Below are 17,952 nucleotides of genomic sequence, written 5' to 3' on the forward strand. Positions count from 1 at the left end.
GTCAAGAGCCTTACAGAACAACCTGGTTGGCACCCCGCGAGGCGACACGTACCTCAGGTGTCACCGATCGTCGGATACGGGAACTTGACCCCGGTGCCACCGTCCACGACGAGCGTCTGCCCGGTGACGTACGCGGAGAGCGGCGAGGCCAGGAAGAGGAGCGCGGCGGCGATGTCGGCGGGTTCGGCGACGCGGCCGAGCGGGGCGTTCGCCGCGTTGGCGGCGCGGCCCTCCTCGCCGAGCAGCCCCGCGACGCGCGGCGTCCACACGACGCCGGGCGCCACCGCGTTGACCCGCACGCCGCGTGGCCCGTACTCGACGGCGGCCGTGCGCACCAGCGACATCAGGCCCGCCTTGGCGGCCCCGTACACGCCGTGCAGCGGGGCTGCCGTGAGCCCGGAGACCGAGGCCACGAACACCAGCGGCCCGCCGCCCGCCGCCGCCACTGCCGCTCCCCCGTACTGAACGGCGAGCCAGGCGTGCCGGAGCACCAGGTCGAAGTGCCACTGCCACGCGTCGTCGTCGAGCGCGTCCAGGGCCTCGTAGCGGGCCATGCCGACAATGTCGACGACACCGCCGACCGACCCCAACTCCCGTTGCGCGTAAACGAAAAGGCCCTCCACTTCCTGCCGCCGCGTGACGTCCGCGACGTACGGCACACCACCCGTCTGCGCCGCGACCGCCTCCGCCCGCGCGCTGTCGACGTCCACGCACAGCACGCGCGCGCCCGCCGAGGTGAGCGCGTGGGCGGTCTGCCGGCCGATGCCGTTGCCCGCGCCGAGCAGGACGAAGGTCCGGCCGTCGAGGCGGTGCAGGGCGGCGTAATCGGGGACGGTGGTGTCATCGAGGGGCTCACCCGCGGGGGAGGTCACGACGCGGCCGACTTTGGCTGGTACGCAGTCGACTTCGGCTGGTACGCGGCCAGTTCGGGGATGACTTCCTTGCCGAGGATCTCGATGGTGCGCAGGATCTCCCGGTGTTCCAGGTAGCCCCACTGGACGTAACAGATGAGCTGGTCGATGCCGAGGTCCGCGTACCGCTTGGCCTTGCGGACGATGGTCTCCGCGTCGCCGATGAGGATCATGTCACCGGCGTCGAAGTCGGCGACGGGGACGTTCCCCTCGATGATCGGGTTCAGCAGCGGAAAGGTCTCGTCGCGCTCCTTCGCGGACAGGTGCGGCAGCTCCCAGTCGAGGGTGAACTGGGCGAGGTTGCGGTACCACCAGGCGACCGAGTCCCAGACGCGCCGGGAGGGGCGGTCGGCGGCGTGCACCAGGGTGTAGGCGGCGACCTTGTCCGTGGTGACACCCGTGATCGGGCTCGGGGCGCGGGCCGCCGCCCGGTACGCGGCGACCTGCCGGCCCATCGCCTCCAGCGGCTGCATGATCGAGAAGGACAGCAGCCCGAGCCCTGCCGCGCCCGCGACCTCCGCGGACCCGGCCGATGTGGCCGCCATCCAGCACGGCGGATGCGGGTCCTGCACGGGCTTGGGGGTGACCATGCGGCGCGGGAAGCTGTACCGCTCGGACTCGTACTGGAAGTACTCCTCGCGCCACATGCCGGTGACGATCTCGATGGCCTCGCGCCAGTCGGCCCGCGACAGCTCCCTGTCGACGCCGAACGCGGTCTGCTCCATGGGGGTCGACCGGCCGGTCCCCCACTCCACGCGCCCGTCCGAGAGCACGTCCACGGTGGCCACCTTCTCGGCGAGCCGGGGCGGCGGCGTGAAGCCGAACGGGGTGAGGGTGACACCGAAGCCGAGCCGGATACGTTCGGTCAGCGCCGCCAGATGGCCGAGCAGCACCTCGGGCGCGGGACAGTGCGAGCGGCCCTCCCGGAAGTGGTGCTCCACCGCCCACACCGTGCGAAAGCCCATCCGGTCCGCGAGCCGGATCTGCTCGACGGCCTCCCGGTAGGCGCGCTGCTCGGCGGCGCGCTGGCCGTGCGGGTGGGAGCCCTGCCAGGGCTTCGGTACGTCGATCTCGTACAGCACGTCGAGGTCCATGGCGCGCTCCTCCGGTAGTCGGTCCGGTGGGGATGCGGGGCGACGATGCGGGAGATCTGACGAAGAGTCAATAGAGACGGGGGCCGGCCGCGGGGACGCCCGTGGAACCCGGAATGTCCGGACTCCGGTTAGCGTTGTCCGCGAGGACGGACAACCTGGTGGAAGGCGGCACACCGTGCACGGCGAGTACAAGATCCCTGGCGGCAAGCTCGTCGTCGTGGACGTGGACGAGGTGGGCGGGGTCCTGCGGGACGTCCGCGTCGCGGGCGACTTCTTCCTGGAACCGGACGACGCGCTCCTCGCGATCAACGCCGCGCTCGAAGGCGCCCCCGCCGACGCCGACACCGCCGCCCTCGCCGCCCGGATCGACGCGGCGCTGCCGCCCGGCACGACCATGCTCGGCCTGACGACGGAGGGTGTCGCCACGGCGGTGCGCCGCGCACTGGCCCAGGCCACGGACTGGCGGGACTACGACTGGCAGCTGATCCACGACGCGCCCCAGTCCCCCGTCCTGCACATGGCGCTCGACGAGGTGATGGTGGAGCAGGTCGCGCTGGGCAAGCGCCCGCCGACCCTGCGGGTGTGGGAGTGGGACCGCCCCGCGGTGATCATCGGCAGCTTCCAGTCCCTGCGCAACGAGGTCGACCAGGAGGGCGTGGAACGGCACGGCGTGACCGTCGTGCGCCGGGTCTCGGGCGGCGGCGCGATGTTCGCGGAACCCAAGTCCACGATCACGTACTCCCTCGCCGTCCCGGAATCCCTGGTCTCCGGCCTCTCCTTCCAGGACTCCTACGCCTACCTCGACGACTGGGTGCTCGGCGCGCTGGCCGACATGGGCATCAAGGCCTGGTACCAGCCGCTGAACGACATCGCCACGGACGTCGGCAAGGTCGCGGGCGCCGCGCAGAAGCGGGTCGCGGCCGGGCAGGGCGCGGTGCTGCACCACGTGACGATGTCGTACGACATCGACGCCGACAAGATGGTCGACGTGCTGCGCATCGGCAAGGAGAAGCTGTCCGACAAGGGCACGAAGAGCGCGAAGAAGCGGGTCGATCCCTTGCGCCGCCAGACCGGCCTCCCGCGCGAGGAGGTCATCACCCGCATGATCGACTCGTTCCGGAGCCGCTACGGCCTGACCGAGGACAAGGTCACCGACGAGGAACTGTCCCGCGCCCGCGACCTCGTCCGCACCAAGTTCGGCACGGACGAGTGGACGGCGCGGGTGCCGTAGCCTCCGGCCGGGACCGGGTCTGGGGCTGGGGCTGGGGGCTGGGGGCTACACGGTGGCCTGGTCGCTGTCGCGGAACTCACCCCAGCCGTGCCAGCGCTCGATCTCCATGACCGCGGTGAAGCGGGCGCGGTCGCGCTCCGGGTAGGGGCCGCCCGCGTAGTGAGTCGAGATCCGGTCGATGTCGGCGAGACCCTTGTCCTCGCGGATCTCCACGACCCGGCCGATGAGGGTGATGTGGGTGTACCAGCTGTCCTTGTCGAGGACGGTGAGGGTGAGCCGCGGGTCCCGGCGCAGATGCCCGAGACGGACCCGCCCCTCGTCCATGTTGAGCAGCACGCGGCCGTCCTCCCAGAGGTACCAGGTGGCGGCGGACACGGGCGACCCGTCCGACCGGAGGGTGGCGACGGTGGCCGGATTGGCCCGCTCCAACATGCCAACGGCTTCGGCGGACAGCGGGGGCTTGGACACGATTCCTCCTGCTACGTCGAGTGGTACGCGGTCGACACTAGTGACCGCGCGCCTGGGCCGCTCGGTCGGCCAAATCAAGCCCCGCCGGCGATTGAGGCGCGGGGTCCGGGGCAGAGCCCCGGGGCGGAGGACGGTCCACCGCAACGCGTCCGGTCACAGCAACCGCAGAAGCGCATGCAACGCCGGATTGTCATTCGCCTTCCGCCACACCAGATGCAACTCGACCGGCGTCGCATCGGAGAGCTCCAGCGGGCGGAACGCGATCCCGGGAAACCGCATCTGCGCGGCCGATTCCGGCACGAACGCGATCCCCCACCCCGCGTGCACCATGGCCAGCAGACTGTGCACCTGGCTGAGGTACTGCGTGAACCGCGGCCGCACCCGGGCCTCACGGAAGATGCTGACCAGCAGCTCGTGGAAGTAGCGCGCCTCGATGGGCGAGTACATCAGCACGTCCTGGCCGTCGAACTCGCCCATCGGCAACGGCCCTTCGCCCTCGGCGAGCGGATGCCCGCTCGGCACCGCGGCGAGCAGCCCCTCGCGCGTGGTCGAGCGGGTCTCCAGGTCGGGGCCCGTGCTGGAGGGCCGGATCATGCCGAGGTCCAGGGACCCCTCGGTGAGGGCCTCCAGCTGGTCGCGGGTCACCTTCTCCCGCAGCACGATCTCCGTGCCGGGCATCGAGGTCCGGGCGACGTCGAGCAGCGGGCCGAGCGCGGAGTAGGCGCTCGCCGCGGTGAACCCGACGGCGATGGCGCCCGCCTCACCCGTGGACACCTGCCGCGCGGCGAGCGTGGCGGCCTCGGCCTGCCGCAGGATCGTGCGCGCCTCGTTGAGGAAGGCACGGCCCGCCGGGGTGAGGCGGACGGTGCGGTTCGTCCGGTCGAGGAGCTGCACGTCCAGCTCGTGCTCCAGGAGCTGGATCTGCCGGCTGAGCGGGGGCTGTGTCATCCGCAGCCGTTCGGCGGCGCGCGTGAAGTGCAGTTCCTCCGCGACGGCCACGAAGCTCGACAGCTGCGCAAGCGTGAACAACGATGCCCTCCAGGTATTGGATCATCCAAAAACTATGTTTGACGTGGATTAATCGCCGACCTTAGCGTCAACGGGAATCATCGGCTCACACCCCCAGGGATTCGCAGTGGCGACCAGCATGCCCGCAGCCAGTTCAGCCGCCTCCCGTCAGGGCGAGGCGACCCTCGACACCATCGCCCGGATCAAGCTCTCCTCCGTCACGCTGCCCCTCGCGACGCCCATCAGCGACGCCAAGGTGCTCACCGGCCGGCAGAAGCCGATGACCGAGGTCGTCTTCCTGTTCGCGGAGATCGAGACCACCGGGGGCCACTCCGGCATCGGCTTCGGCTACTCCAAGCGCGCGGGCGGCCCCGCCCAGTTCGCGCACGCCAAGGAGATCGCCGACAACCTGATCGGCGAGGACCCCAGCGACATCGGCCGCCTGTGGACGAAGCTGGTGTGGGCCGGTGCCTCCGTCGGCCGCAGCGGCGTCGCCACGCAGGCCATCGCCGCCATCGACATCGCCCTGTGGGACCTCAAGGCCAAGCGGGCCGGGCTGCCGCTCGCGAAGCTGCTCGGCGCCCACCGCGACTCGGTGCAGACCTACAACACCTCCGGCGGCTTCCTGCACACGCCGACCGAGCAGGTCCTCGAGAACGCCACCGCGTCCCTGGCCAGCGGCATCGGCGGCATCAAGATCAAGGTCGGCAACCCGGACCGCAAGGCCGACCTCGCCCGCCTGACCGCCGTACGCGAACACATCGGCGACGACGTGCCGTTGATGGTCGACGCCAACCAGCAGTGGGACCGGCCGACCGCCCAGCGCATGGGCCGGGCCATGGAGGAGTTCGGCCTCGTCTGGATCGAGGAGCCGCTCGACGCCTACGACGCCGAGGGCCACGCCGCGCTCGCCGCCTCGCTCGACACCCCCGTCGCCACCGGCGAGATGCTCGCCTCGGTCGCCGAACACGTCGAGCTGATCAAGGCGAACGCCTGCGACATCATCCAGCCCGACGCCCCGCGCATCGGCGGCATCACCCAGTTCCTCAAGCTGGCCGGCCTCGCCGAGCACCACAACCTGCAACTGGCCCCGCACTTCGCGATGGAGATCCACCTCCACCTCGCCGCCGCCTACCCGATCGAGCCGTGGGTCGAGCACTTCGACTGGCTGGAGCCGCTGTTCAACGAGCGCCTGGAGACCCGCGACGGCCGGATGCACGTCTCCTCCCGGCCGGGCCTCGGCATCACCCTGAGCGAGCAGGCCCGCGCGTGGACGGTCGCGACCCACGAGGTCGGCGCCCGCCCGTAACCCGCCGCTCCCCCGCCCTCTGGCGCGGGCCCCGCTGACGGACAGCGCGGGGCCCGCGCCAGAGCCATGTCCGGAGCACCTCTCCATACTGTGCGGGTATCAGTGGATGCAAAAACAGTGTTGGACGCGCATGAGTGACGCCTCGTAATGTCGTACTCACACCCGCTCTTCACCGACCTCACCACCCCGCAGGAGCAGACCACCCATGTCCTCGTTCACCCCGTCGGAGCTCGGCCAGCGCATCGGCTCGGGCCTGCTCTCCTTCCCCGTCACCCACTTCACGGCCGACGACCTCGCGTTCGACGAGGCCGCCTACCGCGCCAACATCGAGCGTCTGTCGGCGTACGAGGTCGGCGGGCTCTTCGCCGCGGGCGGCACCGGCGAGTACTTCTCGCTCACCGCCGCCGAGACGGACCGAGTGGTGACGGCGGCCGTGCAGGCGGCGCCCGAGGGCACCCCGATCCTCGCCCCGGCCGGATACGGCACGCGAACCGCGATCGAGTACGCGCGGGCGGCCGAACGGGCGGGCGCCGACGGCCTGTTGCTCTTCCCGCCCTACCTGACGGAGGCCTCGCAGGACGGCCTCGCCGAGCACGTCGAAGCGGTCTGCAAGGCGACGGACCTCGGTGTCATCGTCTACGGCCGGGCCAACGCCCAGTACAGCGCGGACACCCTGGCCCGCGTCGCCGAGTCCTGCCCGAACCTGATCGGCTACAAGGACGGCGTCGGCGACATCGACGCCATGACCCGCATCTACACGCGGCTCGGCGACCGCTTCACCTACGTCGGCGGGCTGCCGACCGCGGAGATGTACGCGCTCCCGTACCTCGAACTCGGCGTCACCACCTACTCGTCGGCCATCTTCAACTTCCTGCCGGAGTTCGCGCTCGACTTCTACGCCGCCGTCCGCGGCCGGGACCACGCCACCGTTCTCAAGCACCTGCGCGACTTCGTGCTCCCGTACACGGAGCTCCGCAACCGCAAGGCGGGTTACGCGGTCAGTATCGTCAAGGCGGGCATGACAGCGACGGGTCACCCTGCGGGCCCGGTCCGGCCCCCTCTTACCGACCTGACGGAGCCGGAACTCTCCGAGCTGAGCGGGCTCATCGAACGCGTCTGAGGCACCTTCGCCGCCACGTCACGGGGCTCCGCCCCGGACCCCGCTGCTCAATCGCCGCAGGGGCTAGAAATTCGCTCCAGGTCCCGCGCCGCCTGCTCAAGCAACGTACGCATCGCGGCCTCCGCCCCATCCGGATCCCCCGCCCGCACCGCCTCCAGGACCGCCCGGTGGCTCGGGACCGGGTCCTTGGGGTGGCGGCCCATGCCGTGCACGAGGCGGTCGCGGTGGGCGAGGCCCGCCGCGATCACCATCTCCATCCGCTCGAGCAGTTCGTTGTGGGAGGCCCGCAGCAGCGCACCGTGGAAGGCGAGGTCCGCCTCGACCGCGTGGGCCGCGCCGTCCTCGCCCTCCTCGCCCATCGCCTCGAGCGCCGCGTCCAGCGCCGCCAGATCGTCCGCCGTGCGGCGGCGCGCGGCGAGCCGGACCGCGGCGGGCTCGACGATGCCGCGCACCTCGTCCAGGTCGCCGAGCAGCGGATTGCCCGGGGCCGCCGCGAGGCCCCCGTCCACCGACTCGAACTGCCAGCGCAGCACGTCCGCGTCGAGCAGATGCCAGTCCGCGCGGGGCCGCACGAAGGTGCCGCGCTTCTGCCGGGCGTCGACCATGCCCTTCGCGGCGAGCACCTTCAGGGATTCCCGCAACGCGGTGAGGCTGACGCCGAGTTCGTCCTGGAGCGCGCCGAGGTCGAGGGTGTCGCCCTCCCCGATCCGGCCGCTCAGCACCCGGTGCGCGATGGTCTCCACGGTCTGCCCGTGCACTCCGCGGCGCGCGTACCCCGCCATGTCCTACCTGCTGTTCTCTCGAAGTCTCGGCCCGCCAAGTATCTCCGGGGCGGCCGACGTTCACCCCGTGTTCACGCCGATGACTTCACCACGCTCCATCCGCCGTCGACCACCAGGCTCGTCCCGGTCACGTACGAGGCGTCGGGCGAGGCGAGGAAGGCGATCGCGGACGCCACCTCGTCGGGGCTGCCGAAGCGGCGGGCGGCGGTCCCGGCGACGCTCGCCTCCCGCTCGTCCTGCGGGACCCGGTCCCACACCCCGGTCAGGATCGGCCCCGGCAGCACCGTGTTGACGCGCACCGACGGCCCGTACTCCACGGCGAGCTGACTGCTCAGCGACAGCAGTCCGCCCTTGGCCGCCGCGTACGCGGGGTGCCCGGGGATGCCGTGCCGGGCGTGCACGGACGAGACGAGGACCACCGCTCCGTCCTGCTCGCGCAGGTCGTCCAGGCAGGTCCGTACGCCGAGGAACGCGGCGGTGAGCCCGATGGACAGCTGACGGTTCCAGGACTCGGGCGAGGTCTCGTGCGCGGGGGCGACCTCGATCTTCACGGCGTTGCTGACCAGGACCGCGACGGGACCGAAGGTGTGCGCGGCGGTCAGCACCTCCCGCCAGGACTCCTCGCGGGCGACGTCGGCGGGCACGAACGCCGCGCGGGCGCCGTCCCGCCCGATCTCCTCGGCCACCTCGGACCCGTGCTTCTCGTCGATGTCGGCGAGCACGACGGCGGCGCCCTCCGCGGCGAGCCGGCGCGCGGTGGCGGCGCCGATGCCCGCGGCGGCTCCGGTCACGACGGCGGTCCGCCCGGCGAAGCGGTCGGTGGCACGCGGGGCTGTCATGGGCTGCCTCCTGGTTCCGGTGACCCGTAAACATGGTCATCCGCGGTTCGCCTGTTCAGGGGCTTGACCCCCTCCGTTCACGCTCCTATATTCCGCCACGTTAATTCCTAATTAATGGATTGAACAGACCGGGCACGACCAGCGAATCCAACGGATCGAGTGAGGTGCGATGCTCCACTTCGGCGCCGACTACAACCCCGAGCAGTGGCCCGAGGAGGTCAGGGCCGAGGACACCCGGCTGATGAAGGAGGCCGGGGTCACCATGGTCACGGCCGGGATCTTCTCCTGGGCCAAGGTCGAACCCCGGCCGGGCGAGTACGACTTCGGCTGGTTCGACCGTGTCATGGACGACCTCGCCGACGCGGGCATCCGGGTCTGCCTGGCCACCATGACCGCGTCCCCTCCGCCGTGGCTCTCGCGCCTGCACCCGGAGGTCCTCCCGGAGACCGAGGACGGCCGGCGCAAGTGGCCCGGCGGCCGCCAGCACTACTGCCCCTCCAGCCCGGTCTACCGGGAGCACGCCACCCGCCTCGTCGAGCGGCTCGCGACCCGCTACGCCGGTCACCCGGCTCTGGACACCTGGCACATCGGCAACGAGTACGGCTGCCACACCCGCCAGTGCTACTGCGACGTGTCGGCCGCCGACTTCCGCCGCTGGCTGCGCGAGCGGTACGGAACCGTGGACGCCCTCAACGAGGCCTGGTCCACGGCCTTCTGGTCGCAGCGCTACGACGACTTCGACGAGGTCCTGCCGCCACGCCTCGCCCCGACCTTCGCCAACCCGGCCCAGCAGCTGGACTATTGGCGCTTCAGCGACGACGCGCTGCGCCAGTGCTACCTCGCCGAGGAGGCGGTCCTGCGCCACGTCACACCGGGCGTGCCGATCACCACGAACCTGATGCCGAACCACAAGCCGGTCGACGCGTTCGCCTGGTCGCGGCACATGGACGTGATGGCGCTCGACCACTACCAGGACCCGTACGAGGCGGACCCGCACCTCACGGCCGCGTACAACTTCGACCTGATGCGCTCCGCGCGCGGCGGACAGCCCTGGCTGCTCCTGGAGCAGGCGCCCAGCGCGGTCAACTGGCGGCCCCGCAACAGCCCGAAGCAGCCCGGCCGGATGCGCCTGTGGAGCTGGCAGGCCGTCGCGCAGGGAGCCGACGCGGTCCTCTACTTCCAGTGGCGCCAGTCGCGCGGCGGCGCCGAGAAGTACCACTCGGCGATGGTGCCGCACGCCGGTACCGACACCCGTATCTTCCGCGAAGTGTCCGACCTCGGGCGGGAGTTGGCGTCCGTCCCAGAGATCGCGGGCACCCGCTCGACCGCCGACGCCGCGCTGCTCACCGACTGGAACAGCTGGTGGGCCCTGGAACTGGACTCGCACCCCTCCACGGCCCTGAACCAGACCGACATCAACCTCGCGCACCACCGCGCCCTGTTCGACGCAGGCGTGCCGTGCGACATCGTCCCGCCGGACCGCGACCTGTCCTCGTACCAGCTCGTCGTCGTGCCGAACCTGTACCTGCTCAGCCAGGAGAACGCCGAGCGGCTCGCGGCCTACGTCGAGGGCGGCGGGCACCTCGTCGTGTCCTTCTTCTCCGGCATCGTCGACGACTGCGACCGGGTCGAACTCGGCGGCTACCCGGCCCACTTGCGGCGACTGCTGGGCATCCGCACGGAGGAGTTCTGGCCGCTCGACGAGGGCCAACACCTCACCGTACGAGGCGAGTTGACAGGCCGGGCCGACCTGTGGTCCGAGGCCATCGACCTGGAGGGCGCCGAAGCCGTCGCCCGCTTCGAGGACGGCGAACTCGCGGACCGCCCGGCGGTGACCCGCCACTCGTACGGCGCCGGCACGTCCTGGTACGTCGGCACCCGCCTCGAACCGGCGGCGCTGCGGGCCCTGTTGGACAGGGTGCGCGCGCAAGCCGGGGTAGCCCCCGTCCTCCCGAACCTCCCCACAGCGGTGCAGGCGACCGTACGCGAGGGCGCGACCGGCCGCTTCCTGTTCCTGCTGAACCACGGGAAGGACGAGGCGACGGTCGCTCTCCCCGCACCGATGCGCGACCGCCTCGCGACCGACGCAACCCCCACCACTCGCATCACACTGCCGCCCTACGGCGTGGCCGTACTCGAATCAAGCCCCTGCGGCGATTGAGCAGCGGGGTCCGGGGCAGAGCCCCTCGACCGCAACGCCGTGCGGCCGCAATCGCGCACTGACAAGGAGGTCAGATGCCTCAACCACCCACCCGGCGAAAAGTCCTCACCTGGGCCGCAGCAACCGCCGCCACCCCCGCGGTAGCGGCCTGTGGCGAAACCGCCGGCGCCGCCCGCATGTCGAAGGACCACGGCCGCAAGCCGGGCCAGAAGGTCACCCTCAGGATCTGGACCTGGGTGCCGCTGCAGAAGGCGGTCGCCCTGTGGAACAAGCGCAACCCGGACATCCAGGTCGTCGCGCAGATGGTGCCCGCCAACACCTCCGGCGGCTACCAGAAGATGCACGCCTCCCTGAAGGCCGGCAACCCGCCGGACCTCGCCCAGGTCGAGTACTACGCGCTGCCCGAGTTCATGCTGGAGGGCGGCCTGACGAACCTGAGCGCCTTCGGGGCGGACAAGCTCAAGGAGCACTACGTCGACTGGCAGTGGAAGCAGGGCGTCTTCGCGGGCGAGACGTACGCGATCCCGCAGGCGTCAGGCCCCATGGGCCTGTTCTACCGCAAGGATCTCTTGGAGGAATGGGGCGCCGAGGCACCCCGGACCTGGGACGAGTACCGCGCCGTGGCGAAGAAGGCCAAGAAGCACGGCTCGTACATCACGGCCTTCCCGCCGTCCAACGCCCAGTGGTGGGCCTCCTTCCCCTGGCAGCGCGGCGCCCACTGGGTGCGCACCGAGGGAGACACCTGGATCGTCGACCTGACGTCTCCGGAGTCCCTTGAAGTCGCCGACTACTGGGACGGCATGGTCCGCGACCGCTTCACCCTGCAGACGCAGGACGCGCAGAGCGCCTTCTACAAGGGCCTGCAGACCGGGCAGTTGGCGACCTGGCCGGGCGCGCAGTGGTACGACGCGCTGATCCGCGGCAACGCCCCGCGCACCAAGGGCAAGTGGGCGGTGGCCGAACTGCCGCAGTGGGAGGCGGGCGCGCACGCCTCCTCGAACTGGGGCGGCTCGTCCACCGCGATCCTCCAGGGCTCCCAACACCCGGTGGAGGCACTGAAGTTCGCGCACTGGCTGAACACCGACCCGGACAGCATGAAGCTGCTGATCGAGGCCGGGTACGGCTGGCCGGCGGCGAAGATCGACCTTCCGAAGACGCCGCTCGGCAAGCCCGACCCGTTCTTCGGCGGCCAGCGCTACAACGAGGTCTTCCAGACCTCCGACCGCAACGTCGACACGTCCTGGCGGTACGCGCCGACCACCACGCAGTCCTTCACCCACATCCAGGACAACCTGGCGCTCGCCCTCGCGGGCAAGGGCACGTTCGTGGACGCGCTGAAGGACGCGCAGACCAAGTTCGTCGACGACCTCAAGGCCAAGGGACTCAAGGCGAGGAGCGCACGATGACGACATCGTCCGTGAAGTCCGCGCGCCCCGGCGACAAGGGCTCGGCGGGCACGGCCGCGGACCCGAAGCCCGCCAGGCGCCGCAACCGGCGGGCCAGGCCCGACCGCAAGGCGTGGCTGTTCCTCGGACCGTTCCTCGCGGTCTACCTGTTCGCGATGATCATCCCGGTGTTCTACGCGATCTACCAGAGCATGCTGAAGGTCGAGCGCTCCGGACCGCTCGGCCTCGGCTCCCCCGAGGTCGTCTTCGGCGGCCTCGACAACTACGCGATCGCGCTCCAACAGGACGCGTTCCTCGAGGGCTTCGGCCGGGTGCTGCTCTTCGGCATCGTGCAGGTCCCGGTGATGCTGCTGCTCGCGCTGGTCCTCGCGCTGCTGCTCGACCAGATCTCCGACCGCTGGGCCGGCCTGATGCGGGCGACGTACTTCCTCCCGTACGGCATCCCCGGCGTCATCGCGACGATCCTGTGGGGCTTCCTGTACGTGCCCGGCATCAGCCCGATCACCGAGATGCTCGGCGACCTGGGCTTCCAGCCGGACTTCCTCGGCCCCGACAACGTGCTGTGGTCCATCGCGAACATCGTGATCTGGGAGTTCGCGGGCTACAACATGCTGATCATCGTCGCCCAGCTGAAGTCGATCCCCGAGGAGCTGTACGAGGCCGCTCGGATCGACGGCGCCGGGCCCTGGCAGATCGCGCTGCGCGTCAAGATCCCCCTCGTCCGCCCGGCCCTCGTCCTCACCTGCGTGTTCTCCATCATCGGCACGATGCAGCTGTTCGCCGAGCCGCTCGTCCTGAAGAAGATCGCGCCGGCCGTCACCCCCGACTACACGCCGAACCTCAGCGCGTACTTCGACGCCTTCTCCAACGCCAACATCTATGTGGCCGCGGCCAAGTCCGTGATCCTCGCCGTCGTCGCGATGGTCCTGTCCTTCGGCTTCCTGAGCCTCGTCACCCGCAAGCAGAGGAGCGAGCGATGAGCGCCGTCGACGTCAAACAGCGCGAGCGCGTGACCACCGACCGGAAGCGCCGCTTCACGCCGGGCCGGATCGTACTGGTCGCGGTCCTCACCATCGCCGCGATCTACTTCCTCGTCCCTGTGTACTGGCTGGTCGTCGCGGCGACGAAGAACAACGACAGCCTCTACGGCTCGTTCGGCTTCTGGTTCGACAACCCGCAGCTGCTGCACAACCTGGGCAACGTCTTCTCCTACGACCACCACGTCTATCTCCAGTGGGCACTGAACTCGCTGCTGTACGCGGGGGTGGGCGCGGTGCTCGCCACGCTGTTCTCCGCGGCGGCCGGCTTCGCGCTCGCGAAGTACCGGTTCCGGGGCCGCGAGGCGGTCTTCAAGTTCGTCCTGGCGGGCGTCCTGCTCCCCTCCACGGCACTCGCCCTCCCCCTGTACCTCCTCTTCAGCAAGCTGCACCTGACGGACACGTACTGGGCGGTCCTGATCCCCAGCATCGTCTCCCCCTTCGGCGTGTACCTGTGCCGGATCTACGCGGAGGCCTCCATCCCGGACTCGCTCCTGGAGGCGGCGCGGGTGGACGGCGCGGGCGAGGAGCGGATCTTCGCCACCCTCGTCCTGCGCATCATGACGCCGGCGCTCGTCACGGTCTTCCTCTTCCAGTTCGTGCACATCTGGAACAACTACTTCCTGCCGTTGGTGATGCTCTCCGACGACCGGAAGTACCCGATCACGCTCGGCCTGGTCACCTGGCAGCAGGCCGCGGACCGGGTCCCGGAGCTGACGCAGTACACCATCGGCGGCGCCTTCGTCTCCGTCATCCCGCTGGCCGTCGCGATGCTCGTCCTGCAGCGCTTCTGGCGCACGGGTCTGACCGAGGGCAGCGTCAAGGAGTAACGGCAGAAGAGGTCGAGAGAGAGAAAGGGAGCACCAGGCTTGAAGATCACCCGAGTCGAGACCTTCGCCGTCCCGCCGCGCTGGCTGATGTGCCGGATCGAGACGGACGACGGTCTCATCGGCTGGGGCGAGCCCGTGGTGGAGGGCCGCGCCGACACCGTCCGCACGGCCGTCCACGAGCTCGCCGACCAGTTCCTCCTCGGCGCGGACCCGCTGCGCGTCGAGGACCACTGGCAGCTGATGACGAAGGGCTCGTTCTACCGTGGCGGTCCTGTCCTCTCCAGCGCCGTCGCGGGCCTCGACCAGGCGCTGTGGGACATCGCGGGCCAGGCGTACGGCGCGCCCGTGCACCAACTGCTCGGCGGTCCGGTACGCGAACGGGTGCGCGCCTACTGCTGGGTGGGCGGCGACGAACCGGCCGAGCTGCGCGACCAGATCGCCGCCCAGGCCGCAACGGGTTTCACTGCGGTCAAGATGAACGGTTCGGGCCGCACGAACCGCCTCCCGACCGTCGCCGAGCTCGACGCCATGACGGAGCGCGCCGCGGTGGCCCGCGAGGTCCTGGGCCCCGAGGGCGACTTCGCGGTCGACCTCCACGGCCGCTTCACGGTGGCGGGCGCGGTCCGGGCGGCGCAGGCCCTCGCCCCCTACGGCCCGATGTTCATCGAGGAGCCGGTGCTGCCCGAGCACACGCACCGCATCGGCCGGGTGGTCGACTCCACGACGACGCCGATCGCGACGGGCGAGCGGCTGTACTCCCGTACGGAGGTGCTCCCGGCGCTCCAGTCGGGGGTCGCGGTGGTCCAGCCGGACCTCTCGCACGCGGGCGGCATCTCGGAGTCCCGGCGCATCGCCTCCCTCGCCGAGACCTTCGACGCCCTGGTCGCCCCGCACTGCCCGCTCGGCCCCGTCGCCCTGGCGGCCAGCCTCCAACTGGCCTTCTGCACACCGAACTTCCTCATCCAGGAACAGTCCGTCGGCATGCACTACAACAACGGCGCCGAGCTCCTCGACTACGTGGCCGACCCCGAGGTCTTCCGCTTCCACGAGGGCCACTTCACCCGCCCCACCCTCCCGGGCCTCGGCATCCGCATCGACGAAAAGGCGGTCCGCGCGGCGGACGGTTCGACGGCGAGCTGGCACAACCCGGTGTGGCGGCATGGGGACGGGTCGTTCGCGGAGTGGTGAGGCCCCCGCACCGGGGAGGGCCTCGCATCCGAATGGCCCTCATTCCCCCCACGTATGAGAACTGACGCCTGAACATCCCCCGTGGTCGACTCGGAGGTGATCGCGCTCGCGGTCGCTTCCGAGCCGGAGACAGAAGGGGGCACATGTGCACCAGGACGAGACGGCGGGGCCCGGTGGGCGGACCGTGGTGGTCACCGGTGGGACGAGCGGCATCGGTGCCGCGATCGCACGGCGCTTCGCCGCCGACGGGGACGAGGTCGTCGTCGCGGGACTCGACGCGGACCGGTGCGCGGGCGAACTGCCGTCGGATGTACGGGCCGTGGAGCTCGACGTCACGCGGGCGGACGCGCTGAACACCTTCCTCGACGGACTCGACGGACTCGATGTGCTGGTCAACGCGGCCGGGGTGATCGCCCGCGGCCGGGAGTACGAACCGGATGTCTTCGCCGACGTCATCGGCGTCAACCTCACCGGGACGATGCGCAGTTGCGTCGCGGCCCGCAAGGCGCTCGCCGACACCGGCGGCTGCATCGTCAACGTCGCCTCCATGCTGAGCTACTTCGGCGGCCCCAAGGTGCCCGCGTACAGCTCCAGCAAGGGCGGGGTGATGCAGCTGACGAAGTCCCTCGCCGTCGCCTGGGCGGACCAGGGCATCCGGGTCAACGCGGTGGCGCCCGGCTGGATCCGCACCCCGCTCACGCGGGCTCTGCAGGAGGACCCGGAGAACAGCCGCCGCATCATCGACCGCACCCCGATGGGGCGCTGGGGCACACCCGCGGAGATCGCGGGGGCCGTCGCCTTCCTCGCGGGCCCGGACGCCGGGTTCATCACGGGGGCCGTGCTCGCGGTGGACGGCGGATATCTCGCCGCGTGAGCCCGGCCGGTCCACTCAACACCCTTATCTGGAAAGGAATGTGACGTCATGACACAGAGCCGAGGCCCGGTCATTCCCGTCTCCTCCGTCGTGCCGCCGGAGATCGCCGTGGCGGCGCTGCCCGAGGACGAGCGGGTGTGGGTGCCGCAGGCGCCGAACGTGTGGTTCCGGCCGCTGATGTTCAACACGGTGACCGGGCAGTGGTGCAACCTGCTGAAGGTGACCGCCGCCGGCATCGTGTCCCGGCACCGGCACCCGGGCGTCGTCTTCGGCTATGTCATCAAGGGCAAGTGGCACTACTACGAGCACGAATGGGTCGCCGAGGCGGGCCACTTCGTCTACGAGCCGCCCGGCGAGATCCACACGCTCGCCGTGCCCGAGGACTGCGCCGAGATGATCACGTGCTTCAACATCACGGGAGCGATGGCCTACGTCGACGAGGACGGCGTCCAGATCGGCTACGAGGACACCTTCACGAAGATCGAGATGTGCCGGGAGCACTACGACAAGGTGGGCCTCGGAGCGGAGTACGTGGACCAGTTCATCCGCTGATGCCCGGGAAGAACCGCGGATGGGGTGATCACGCACCATTCTTTTGGCGGCTCACCGAGGGTAGCGTTCCGGTCGATCTCGGTGACTGGAGGCGTCATGGACCTCGCAAGCGTGCACCACTACCGCATCGACTGGATCGTCAGCTTCGTGGCGGTCGCCCGGCACGGCAGCTTCTCCGCCGCCGCGAAGACCCTCTACCGCTCCCAGCCGCGGGTGAGCAGCCACATCGCCGCGCTGGAACGGCTCGTGGGCCGACGGCTCGTGGACCGGTCCGTGCAGCCCGCGACGCTCACCCCGGAGGGGCGGGGGCTGCTGCCGCACGCCGAGGAGATCCTGCGGCGGCTCGACCTGATGGCCGAGAGCACCGAGGGCGCGGTGTGCGGGACGGTCCGGCTCGGCTGCTATCCGAGCGCCGCCGCCCATCTGTACCCGCGGGCGGTGCGGGCCCTGCGCGCCGCGCATCCGCGGGTGCGGCTCGTCCTGCACGAGGGGCCGAGCCTGGACCTGGGCGAGCAGCTCGTCGACGGGGGCGTCGACCTGGCCGTCAGACCGCTGCACCCGCTCGTCAGCTCCGACAAGGTGGCCAACCGGGTGCTGTGGCGCGAACCGCTCGTCGCGGTCTTCCGCACCGACCACCCGCTGGCCGGCGCGCACGAGGTGGCGCTCGCACAGACGGTGACACAGCCGGTGATCAGCATCGGGGAGAGCGACGACGGCCACAGCCGCCAGTACGAGACCAGTCTCGCCTTCGCCAACCTCGGCCTGCAGCCGGTGATCCGCGAACGCACGAACCAGCCGCAGACACTGATCTCCCTGGTCCGGCACGGGCTCGGCGTCGGTGTCACCAACGCCCTCGCCATGACCACCGCCGACACGGCGGGCGTGACCCTCGTACCGATCCGCGACGCCGGGTGCGAGCGGGCCGTCGCCACCTGGTGGCGGGCCGGCGAGGAGTCGCCAGCGGTCGCCGCCGTACGCGAGTGCCTCGACCTGCTGCCGGGTCCCACCTGGCCGTGGGCCACCCCGTCCGCCCCGGCCGCGCCCGCGCCATCCGCTAGTCGAATAGCCGCATTCGCGACCGAACACTGACGGTCCATCAGTGCGCTCCTACGGTTGCCCCAGTCGATTCGCCGACCTGGACA

The 17,952-nt window shown here is 70.6% G+C and carries 17 protein-coding genes; 11 read left to right on the plus strand and 6 right to left on the minus strand.

Annotated elements, in window-relative coordinates; genetic code table 11:
* Nucleotides 1-53: 53 nt before the first annotated feature.
* Together ACFV9W_RS11690 and ACFV9W_RS11695 are read right to left on the minus strand one after the other, a co-directional pair.
* Nucleotides 54-872 carry an SDR family NAD(P)-dependent oxidoreductase gene (locus ACFV9W_RS11690; RefSeq protein WP_385758333.1) on the minus strand — a complete coding sequence of 273 codons (819 nt, stop codon included), beginning with the start codon at nt 870-872 and terminating at the stop codon, nt 54-56.
* Nucleotides 869-2,005, minus strand: a complete 1,137-nt coding sequence (locus tag ACFV9W_RS11695) for an LLM class flavin-dependent oxidoreductase (protein WP_385758336.1) — start codon at nt 2,003-2,005, stop codon at nt 869-871. Before ACFV9W_RS11695 ends, ACFV9W_RS11690 begins: the two co-directional genes overlap by 4 nt.
* A 175-nt stretch (nt 2,006-2,180) precedes the next feature.
* Here ACFV9W_RS11695 and ACFV9W_RS11700 point away from each other — a divergent pair, with 175 nt between their 5' ends.
* Nucleotides 2,181-3,236 (plus strand): biotin/lipoate A/B protein ligase family protein, encoded by a 1,056-nt coding sequence (locus ACFV9W_RS11700; RefSeq protein WP_385758339.1) that lies wholly within the window; start codon nt 2,181-2,183, stop codon nt 3,234-3,236.
* 45 nt (nt 3,237-3,281) lie between these two features.
* Here the strand turns inward: ACFV9W_RS11700 and ACFV9W_RS11705 are convergent, their stop codons facing one another.
* Together ACFV9W_RS11705 and ACFV9W_RS11710 are read right to left on the minus strand one after the other, a co-directional pair.
* Nucleotides 3,282-3,704, minus strand: a complete 423-nt coding sequence (locus ACFV9W_RS11705; RefSeq protein WP_385758342.1) for a PPOX class F420-dependent oxidoreductase — start codon at nt 3,702-3,704, stop codon at nt 3,282-3,284.
* Between the two features lie 153 nt (nt 3,705-3,857).
* Nucleotides 3,858-4,733, minus strand: a complete 876-nt coding sequence (locus ACFV9W_RS11710) for a LysR substrate-binding domain-containing protein (RefSeq protein WP_385758345.1) — start codon at nt 4,731-4,733, stop codon at nt 3,858-3,860.
* Nucleotides 4,734-4,851: 118 nt separating this feature from the next.
* Between ACFV9W_RS11710 and ACFV9W_RS11715 the strand changes: the two genes are divergently transcribed.
* Together ACFV9W_RS11715 and kdgD are read left to right on the plus strand one after the other, a co-directional pair.
* On the plus strand, nt 4,852-6,021 hold the full coding sequence (locus ACFV9W_RS11715; protein WP_385758686.1) for a mandelate racemase/muconate lactonizing enzyme family protein: 1,170 nt from the start codon (nt 4,852-4,854) through the stop codon (nt 6,019-6,021).
* Between the two features lie 205 nt (nt 6,022-6,226).
* A complete protein-coding gene (gene kdgD, locus ACFV9W_RS11720) occupies nt 6,227-7,141 on the plus strand; it encodes a 5-dehydro-4-deoxyglucarate dehydratase (RefSeq protein WP_385758348.1) in 915 nt (304 codons plus the stop codon).
* Nucleotides 7,142-7,188: 47 nt separating this feature from the next.
* Here the strand turns inward: kdgD and ACFV9W_RS11725 are convergent, their stop codons facing one another.
* On the minus strand, nt 7,189-7,923 hold the full coding sequence (locus tag ACFV9W_RS11725; RefSeq protein WP_385758351.1) for a FadR/GntR family transcriptional regulator: 735 nt from the start codon (nt 7,921-7,923) through the stop codon (nt 7,189-7,191).
* Between the two features lie 71 nt (nt 7,924-7,994).
* Complete coding sequence (locus ACFV9W_RS11730; RefSeq protein WP_385758354.1) at nt 7,995-8,762, minus strand: SDR family NAD(P)-dependent oxidoreductase; 768 nt, start codon at nt 8,760-8,762, stop codon at nt 7,995-7,997.
* Nucleotides 8,763-8,931: 169 nt separating this feature from the next.
* Here ACFV9W_RS11730 and ACFV9W_RS11735 point away from each other — a divergent pair, with 169 nt between their 5' ends.
* The 8 genes from ACFV9W_RS11735 to ACFV9W_RS11770 all read left to right on the plus strand — a co-directional run bounded on the left by ACFV9W_RS11735 (nt 8,932) and on the right by ACFV9W_RS11770 (nt 17,899).
* The gene (locus ACFV9W_RS11735; RefSeq protein ID WP_385758357.1) at nt 8,932-10,923 is read left to right on the plus strand and encodes a beta-galactosidase; all 1,992 of its coding nucleotides are present in this window, start codon (nt 8,932-8,934) and stop codon (nt 10,921-10,923) included.
* Between the two features lie 74 nt (nt 10,924-10,997).
* Nucleotides 10,998-12,329, plus strand: coding sequence for an ABC transporter substrate-binding protein (locus tag ACFV9W_RS11740; protein ID WP_385758360.1), 1,332 nt, complete (start codon nt 10,998-11,000; stop codon nt 12,327-12,329).
* The gene (locus tag ACFV9W_RS11745) at nt 12,326-13,309 is read left to right on the plus strand and encodes a carbohydrate ABC transporter permease (protein WP_385758363.1); all 984 of its coding nucleotides are present in this window, start codon (nt 12,326-12,328) and stop codon (nt 13,307-13,309) included. The genes ACFV9W_RS11740 and ACFV9W_RS11745 overlap by 4 nt, the downstream gene beginning before the upstream one ends.
* On the plus strand, nt 13,306-14,196 hold the full coding sequence (locus tag ACFV9W_RS11750) for a carbohydrate ABC transporter permease (RefSeq protein ID WP_385758366.1): 891 nt from the start codon (nt 13,306-13,308) through the stop codon (nt 14,194-14,196). Before ACFV9W_RS11745 ends, ACFV9W_RS11750 begins: the two co-directional genes overlap by 4 nt.
* Before the next feature lie 39 nt (nt 14,197-14,235).
* Nucleotides 14,236-15,384 carry a galactonate dehydratase gene (gene dgoD / locus ACFV9W_RS11755; RefSeq protein ID WP_385758369.1) on the plus strand — a complete coding sequence of 383 codons (1,149 nt, stop codon included), beginning with the start codon at nt 14,236-14,238 and terminating at the stop codon, nt 15,382-15,384.
* A 145-nt stretch (nt 15,385-15,529) separates the two neighbouring features.
* Entirely contained in the window at nt 15,530-16,258 is a 729-nt protein-coding gene (locus tag ACFV9W_RS11760; protein ID WP_385758372.1) for an SDR family NAD(P)-dependent oxidoreductase, read from the plus strand.
* 48 nt (nt 16,259-16,306) lie between these two features.
* The gene (locus tag ACFV9W_RS11765) at nt 16,307-16,810 is read left to right on the plus strand and encodes a 2,4'-dihydroxyacetophenone dioxygenase family protein (RefSeq protein WP_385758375.1); all 504 of its coding nucleotides are present in this window, start codon (nt 16,307-16,309) and stop codon (nt 16,808-16,810) included.
* A gap of 96 nt (nt 16,811-16,906) precedes the next feature.
* On the plus strand, nt 16,907-17,899 hold the full coding sequence (locus ACFV9W_RS11770) for a LysR family transcriptional regulator (protein WP_385758378.1): 993 nt from the start codon (nt 16,907-16,909) through the stop codon (nt 17,897-17,899).
* The last annotated feature ends 53 nt before the right edge of the window (nt 17,900-17,952 follow it).

The sequence above is a fragment of the Streptomyces sp. NPDC059897 genome (assembly GCF_042730865.1).
GTDB lineage: Bacteria > Actinomycetota > Actinomycetes > Streptomycetales > Streptomycetaceae > Streptomyces.